This is a genomic window from Pseudonocardia xinjiangensis (assembly GCF_012911925.1).
Taxonomy (GTDB): domain Bacteria; phylum Actinomycetota; class Actinomycetes; order Mycobacteriales; family Pseudonocardiaceae; genus Pseudonocardia; species Pseudonocardia xinjiangensis.
The window spans coordinates 23,238-29,553 of record NZ_JAAXKY010000097.1; the positions used below are offsets into that span (position 1 = coordinate 23,238).

Annotated in this window: 8 protein-coding genes; 7 read left to right on the top strand and 1 reads right to left on the bottom strand. The window is 70.8% G+C overall.

From position 1 onward, the window contains the following. Positions 1-2 precede the first annotated feature (2 nt). Genes HF577_RS24965 through HF577_RS24985 form a run of 5 tightly spaced genes read left to right on the top strand, consistent with a single transcriptional unit; the run spans position 3 to position 4,474 of the window. Positions 3-875, top strand: coding sequence for a triphosphoribosyl-dephospho-CoA synthase (locus HF577_RS24965; protein ID WP_211174793.1), 873 nt, complete (start codon positions 3-5; stop codon positions 873-875). Beyond that, a complete protein-coding gene (gene mdcC / locus HF577_RS24970) occupies positions 863-1,183 on the top strand; it encodes a malonate decarboxylase acyl carrier protein (protein WP_169398383.1) in 321 nt (106 codons plus the stop codon). Before HF577_RS24965 ends, mdcC begins: the two co-directional genes overlap by 13 nt. Continuing rightward, on the top strand, positions 1,180-2,928 hold the full coding sequence (gene mdcD / locus HF577_RS24975) for a biotin-independent malonate decarboxylase subunit beta (RefSeq protein ID WP_211174794.1): 1,749 nt from the start codon (positions 1,180-1,182) through the stop codon (positions 2,926-2,928). The genes mdcC and mdcD overlap by 4 nt, the downstream gene beginning before the upstream one ends. Continuing rightward, positions 2,904-3,548, top strand: a complete 645-nt coding sequence (locus tag HF577_RS24980; RefSeq protein ID WP_246267181.1) for a malonate decarboxylase holo-ACP synthase — start codon at positions 2,904-2,906, stop codon at positions 3,546-3,548. The genes mdcD and HF577_RS24980 overlap by 25 nt, the downstream gene beginning before the upstream one ends. Beyond that, positions 3,545-4,474 carry an ACP S-malonyltransferase gene (locus tag HF577_RS24985; RefSeq protein ID WP_169398386.1) on the top strand — a complete coding sequence of 310 codons (930 nt, stop codon included), beginning with the start codon at positions 3,545-3,547 and terminating at the stop codon, positions 4,472-4,474. The genes HF577_RS24980 and HF577_RS24985 overlap by 4 nt, the downstream gene beginning before the upstream one ends. A gap of 10 nt (positions 4,475-4,484) precedes the next feature. On the opposite strand, the gene HF577_RS24990 is transcribed toward HF577_RS24985, so the two are convergent. Further along, positions 4,485-4,691, bottom strand: coding sequence for a hypothetical protein (locus HF577_RS24990; RefSeq protein WP_312859366.1), 207 nt, complete (start codon positions 4,689-4,691; stop codon positions 4,485-4,487). A gap of 61 nt (positions 4,692-4,752) precedes the next feature. Here HF577_RS24990 and HF577_RS24995 point away from each other — a divergent pair, with 61 nt between their 5' ends. Both HF577_RS24995 and HF577_RS25000 read left to right on the top strand, forming a co-directional pair. Beyond that, entirely contained in the window at positions 4,753-5,718 is a 966-nt protein-coding gene (locus tag HF577_RS24995; protein WP_169398388.1) for a zinc-binding dehydrogenase, read from the top strand. A 166-nt stretch (positions 5,719-5,884) separates the two neighbouring features. Continuing rightward, entirely contained in the window at positions 5,885-6,283 is a 399-nt protein-coding gene (locus tag HF577_RS25000) for a MarR family winged helix-turn-helix transcriptional regulator (RefSeq protein WP_169398389.1), read from the top strand. The last annotated feature ends 33 nt before the right edge of the window (positions 6,284-6,316 follow it).

Here is a 6,316-nt window from a genome sequence, read left to right on the forward strand (position 1 = left end):
CGGTGACTGCCGCAAGGCTGGAGACGACAACGGCTCTCGCCGCGGACGCCATCGCCGATCTGGCCGTGACGGCGCTGCGCGCCGAGGCCGACCTGACCCCGAAACCGGGACTGGTCGACCGCCGGGGCACCGGCGCCCATGCCGACATGGACCTGAGCATGTTGCACGACTCGGCCGAGTCGTTGCGCGGCGCGTTCACCGAATGCGCATCGGCAGCGGGGGACTCGGACTCGGCGATCGACCTACGCGTGCGTCTCGGCCTGATCGGCCGCAACGGTGAAGAGACCATGCTCGATGCCACCGGCGGGGTCAACACCCACCGCGGCGCCCTGTGGGCGCTGGGCCTGCTGAGCGCCGGAGCGGCGGTGCGCGGCGACATGGCAGGTGCGATCGACGTCGCCGCCCTGCTGGCCCAGATTCCCGACCCCGCCCTGGAATGCGACCTGACGGCGACGATGTCGCACGGTGCACGGGTCCGCAGGCGTTACGGCACGTCCGGTGCGGCAGGCGAGGCGCAGGCGGGGTTTCCCCACGTTCGGCGGCACGCATTTCCTGCGCTCCACGCGGCCCGCCGGGCAGGCCTCGACGAAGCGTCCGCCCGGTTGGACGCGCTGCTGTCCCTGGTCGCCCATCTCGACGACACCTGTGTGCTGCACCGCGGCGGACCCGCAGCATTGAGTGCCGTTCAGGCCGGCGCCCTGGCCGTCCGTGCGGCGGGCGGGTGCCGTACCCCACTGGGTCGAGAGCACTTCACGGCGCTGGACCGGATGTGCCTGGACCGCCGGCTGTCTCCGGGCGGCAGCGGAGACCTGCTGTCGGTCACGCTGTTTCTCGACGCCCTGGACGAAAGGACATCCCCGCCGTGCAGACCCTGAACTACGAGTTTCCCGCCACGCAGGTGGCACGACGCGCGGTCCACATCGGCGTCGTCGCCTCGGGTGATCTCGAGATCCTGCTTGCACCACCTGAATCGGGCGAGCCGCCGGACCGCGCCACCGTGCGGGTCCGCACCAGTGTCAACGGGTTCGACACGATATGGCACGACGTCCTCGAGCGGTTCTTCGCACGGGCCACGCTGGCGGGTCGATGGGAGCTCAACGACTTCGGCGCCACGCCGGGCGTGGTCAATCTGCGCCTGCGCCAAGCCGCCGAGTCGGCCACCACGAACGGAGCGGATTCGTGACCGACACCGAGAACGCCGCCCTGTTGGGCGAACAGACCTGGCTCGACTTACTGCAACGCCGCAGCTTCATCGAGCTCGACGCACTCGGCCGTGCCACTGCGCTCCTCGACCCTGGTTCCGTGCGGGTCCTCGCCGGGCCGTTCGACCGGCTGGAGTCCCCGTGGCTGATGCCCCAGGACGTCACGCCGCAGGCCGATGACGGCACCGTCATCGCCCGCGGCACCGTCGACGGGCACCCAGCGGTGACAGCCGCGATCGAACAGGGTTTCCAGGGCGGCGGGACCGGCGAGGTGTCGGGCGCGAAGATCTCCCAGGCGCTGCTGCTGGCAGCCGCGGATTCGCGGGCCGGGACGCCGACCGCCGCGGTGATCCTCTTCGAGACCGGCGGCGTCCGGCTGCAGGAGGCCAACCTCGGTCTCAATGCGGTCGCCGAGATCTGTTCGGCCGTGCTCGATCTACGTCCTCTCGCACCGGTCATCGGTGTCGTCGCGGGCACCGTCGGTTCATTCGGCGGGATGAGCATCGCGGCGGGGCTGTGCACCCGGTTGATCGTCACCCCGCAGGCGCGGATCGGGCTCAACGGGCCGGCCGTCATCGAACAGGAGGGCGGCGTCGACGAGTTCGACTCGAGCGACCACAAGCTGGTCTGGGCGGTCACCGGCGGAGAGCAGCGAGTGGCGACCGCACTCGCCGACGACCTCGTTCCGGATGACGCGGATCTGTTGCGAGCCAGCCTGGTGTCGGCCGTCGCTGCCGGCGTCGCCGAGCCCGGCCGATACCGCAGCCAACGCCTCGACGTCCTCGCGTCACGCTTGGCGACGCTCGACCCCGCCGAACAGCCGACCCCCGCAGACCTTCGCCGGCTCTGGGGCTCTGCGTACGAGCCGGTCCCCACGCCGGCACCGCCGGACGGCTCACCCGCGCGGCACACCCATCCCGAGACGCGCGGCCGGGCCTGGCTGGGCGCCCTCAGTGGTGGCGTCACCCCCGAAGCGATCATCCCGTCGGTCCTGTCGGCGACGACGCACGACGCCCGCTATCTCGCCGTGGTTCCCGATCCGCAGAACCGGTTCTATCGCGCCCGCGAGGGGCAGGTCGGGCTCACGGAGTCGCTGGCACTGGCCCAGTCCGTGCGTGACCTGATCGAAGCCGACCGGGACGCCGAACGGAAACGGGCGATCATCGCCGTCGTCGACCTCCCCAGCCAGGCCTACGGCCGCAACGAGGAGATGGCGGGCCTGCACCAGGCCATGGCAGCTACCACCGATGCGTATCACGCGGCCCGCACCGCGGGGCACCCGATCGTCGCCGTCGTCGTCGGAACGGCACTGTCCGGCGGATTCCTCACCCATGGCCTGCAGGCCAACCAGATCCTGGCTCTCGATGACCCTCACGTCGAGATCCACGCCATGCACAAGGCCGCCGCCGCGCGAATCACGCTGCGCAGCGTGCAACAGCTCGACGAGCTCGCGAAGACCATCGTGCCGATGAGCTACGACGTCCGGGACTGGGCCGAGCTCGGACTCTGCGACGGCCTACTCGCCGTCGACGACGCCGACGCGCCGACTCCGGGCGACGTCCGGAAGGTCGGAGCGGCGATCACCGACGCCATCGAGCGCGCGCAGCACGGCCCGCTCGACCTGTCCAACCGGCTCGACTCCGAGGCTGCCGTCACCACCCGGCACGCCTCGCGCGCGGTCCGTGACCTGCTTGCCCGGCAATGGAACCCAGAACCACGGCCGTGACACCGCCGCAACCACACGATCTGCTCAGGCTGTCCGGCGCGGCAGCGGATGCACTGCCCGCCGGCGCCCCGTCATGGGTGCGGTCCGCGCTGCGGACCACCCCGTGGGTGGTCGTCCGGCGCGCCGCGGTCCCCGATGGGCTCATCGCGGTCGGTGTCCGCGGAAGCGGCAGATCTCATCGCCATGCCTGGAGCGTCACCCCGCCCGACGTCGTCCGGCGCGTGGCTCCGGAAGACCTCGTCGACGTGCCCTCCGCATCCGGCGCCGAGGTGGCAGCGATCCGGGCGTTCAGAGCGGTCCGGACGCTGCTCGACGAGTCGGGGATGGCGTGGGGACCGACCGGAAGCGTCGGCTTCGAGCTCGCGACCGGGTCGCCCACCGCGTCGCCGGACAGCGATCTCGATCTTCTGGTCCGGGCCCCGCAGCTCACCTCGGCCGTGCTGAACCGGCTCGCGGCGGTGCGCCGTCACCTCGACCGGTCGGAAGTCCGCGTCGACTGCCAGGTCGAGATCCGCACGGGCGCGATCGCACTGGACGAGCTCCTCTCCGCCGGCCGCGACGTCCTGGTGAAGACGCCGCTGGGCCCCCAGCTGCTGCCACACGCACTTGCCGTGCGATGAGCCTGGCCTTCCTGTTCCCCGGCCAGGGTTCCCAGCAGCCGAACATGCTGGATGCCCTTCCCGGCAGTCCCGCCGTCGCAGCCGTCCTGGCTGAGTCCCGGTCCTGTCTCGAGCGTCTCGGAATGCCTGCGGACGTCGACAGCGCCCCGGCCCTGGCCGACACCACCAATGTCCAGCTCGCCCTGCTGATCGCCGGGGTCGCATGTGCCCGTGCCCTCATCGAGGACGGGGGGCTGAAGCCGCAGTTCGTCGCCGGCCATTCCGTTGGAGCGTTCGCCGCCGCCGTGACCGCGGGAGTGCTCGACCTCGCAGACGCCATGACCGCCGTCGAGCTCCGCGGGCGATCGATGAAGGATGCTTGCTCACAGGGCGGCTGGGGAATGGCCGCCCTGACCGGCTTGCCCATCCGTGCCGCGAAGGTGCTGGTGGAGGACCTGCCGACCGACGACGTGTGGTTGGCCAACGTCAACAGCGCCACGCAGACCGTTCTCAGCGGCACCACGGCCGCATTGCAGATTGCGGGCCACGCCGCCAGGGCGGCCGGCGCCGCCGATTACCAGCGGCTCGACGTCGCGGTCGCCTCGCACTGTCCCCTGCAGGCGGGCACCGCGCAGCGGCTCGTGGCGCACCTTGCCGGACTCCCCCGGCGCATCCCGACGGCGCGCTACCTCACCAACACGCGGGGCCGGGCGGTGGACACCGCCGAGGCGATCTTCGACGATCTCGCGCGGGCGGTGGCCCATCCCGTGCAGTGGTACGACGCCGCCCGGCTGATGCCCGAGCTCGGTGCCTCGTTCGCCATCGAGACCCACCCGGGTCACGTCCTCACCCGGCTGGTGCGGTCGGCAACCACCGGACTCACCGCGGTGTCGTTGCAGGACGACGGCTTTCACTCGACAGTCGTCCGTGCTCGCCGCAAGCAGTGATCGTGGGTTCCTAGGAACCGTTCGGACGGTCCCGCCCCAGCTGGGCGGCCGCCAGGTCGACCAGCCGGTCCACGCCTGCCGAGGTGCCCCAGCACAGGGGCAGCACCACCACAATGGCCAGGACCACCTGCAGCGGGAACGGGAGCTGGGTGATCCACAGCTCGACCGCGTCCCACCAGTCGGCCACCGCGCGCATCACGTCCCCACCCCCCGTCACGTTCCGAGCCGCCTCATCGCCCACACGGTAGCGGGCAACCGATGCGACTAGTTTTCCTGCCATGTTCGCCGTCTACGCCGCAGAGCCCAACGCCGACGCTCCGCTCGACTCCCTGACCGTGGGCGAGCGCCCCGAACCCGAGGTGCCCGACGGCTGGGTGGCCGTATCGGTCGCCGCCGCCAGCCTGAACATGCACGACCTGTGGACGCTGCGAGGCGTCGGCATCAAGCCCGAACAGTTCCCGATGATCCTCGGCTGCGACGGCGCCGGCACCCTGGAGGACGGCACCGAGGTCGTGCTGCACTCGGTGATCGGCGACGCGTCGCTGCACGGTGACGAGACCCTCGACCCGAAGCGCACACTGCTCACCGAGAAGCACCAAGGCACTTTCGCCGACACCGTCGTGGTCCCGAAGCGCAACGCCGTGCCGAAGCCCGCGGGTCTCACCCCGGTGCAGGCGTCGGTGATGGGCACGGCCTGGCTGACCGCCTACCGGATGCTGTTCGTGAAGTCCGGACTGCGGCCCGGCCAGACCATGCTGGTGCAGGGTGCGTCCGGAGGGGTCTCCACGGCGCTCGTACAGCTCGGTACCGCCGCGGGGATGCGGGTCTGGGTCACCGGCCGCACGGAGGAGAAGCGGGCGGTCGCGGAGAAGCTGGGCGCGCACGCCACGTTCCCGTCGGGGGAGCGGCTGCCCGAGCGCGTCGATGCCGTATTCGAGACGGTCGGTGACGCCACGTGGTCGCACTCGATGCGGGCACTCAAGCCCGGCGGTGTGATTGTTGTGAGCGGATCGACGAGCGGTCCGAACCCGGGCGCCGATCTCCAGCGTCTGTTCTTCCTCCAGCTCCGCGTCGTCGGTTCGACCATGGGCACCCGGGAAGAGCTGTCCGACCTGCTCAGTTTCGTTGCGAACGCCGGTATCAGCCCCGAGATCGGACTCGAACTGCCGATGGATCAGGCCGCGGAAGGCTTCCGCGCGATGCTCGACGGCGACACATCTGGCAAGATCGTCTTTACCAAATAGCACCGCCCGTCGCGTTGGATCAGCCGCTCGTCTACGGCAACTGGTTGCTGAGAGACCCGCATGGCCCTCTCAGGACGTACAGTAAGTAACCGTGTCTGAGCCACCAAGTCGAACGGCGCCGGGGTCCGTGTACATCCCGGCGCCCCGAGTGACAGGTCTGGTCGAGTTGCTTGACCGGTTGGACCGCGCGGTCGCCGCCGCGCTGTCGCCGGTCACCTCGGCGGAAGGGGTCAGCCGAGACGGCTGGCGGGTGCTGCTGATGCTGGCCCGCGGCGGTGGTCGGAGCATGGGCGAGATCGCCTCGCACACCGCTCTGCCTGCCCCGACGGCCACCCGTGTGGTGGACCGGTTGGTTGCTGCCAAGCTGGCCTACCGGCGCACGGATCCGGAGGACCGCCGTCGCGTTCTCGTCCATCTCGCTGCGGACGGTCGCGCTGTGGTCGAACGAGTCTGCGGGCGCGTGGAACGTCGCGCAGGCGAAGCACTCGGCTCCCCCCACACCCCCGAGCGCGCCCAGCTCGCCGAACTCCTCGAAGCCCTGGCCTGCCAGGGCGTCAACGTCTGACCGACCTTCGCTCCCACGCCGCCTCCCCAGCAG